The 204-nt window shown below is 52.5% G+C and carries 1 tRNA gene; it reads left to right on the top strand.

What is annotated here, in order from left to right:
- Nucleotides 1-63 precede the first annotated feature (63 nt).
- Nucleotides 64-140 (top strand) — tRNA-Val (locus tag JIG40_RS13635).
- The last annotated feature ends 64 nt before the right edge of the window (nt 141-204 follow it).

Here is a 204-nt window from a genome sequence, read left to right as displayed (position 1 = left end):
TGGTTCGAGTCCACTCGGACGCACCATGAGAAAACACTCAGCAAGTGTATAAACATGCAGTGTGCGTCCGTAGCTCAGCTGGTTAGAGTATCGCCTTGACATGGCGGGGGTCGGTGGTTCGAGTCCACTCGGACGCACCATGAGAAAACACTCAGCAAGTGTATAAACATGCAGTGTGCGTCCGTAGCTCAGCTGGTTAGAGTA

It is taken from the genome of Vibrio sp. bablab_jr001 (assembly GCF_016464285.1).
In the GTDB taxonomy this organism is placed as follows: Bacteria; Pseudomonadota; Gammaproteobacteria; order Enterobacterales; family Vibrionaceae; genus Vibrio; species Vibrio fluvialis.
This window is presented reverse-complemented; position numbering and strand designations above follow the sequence as displayed.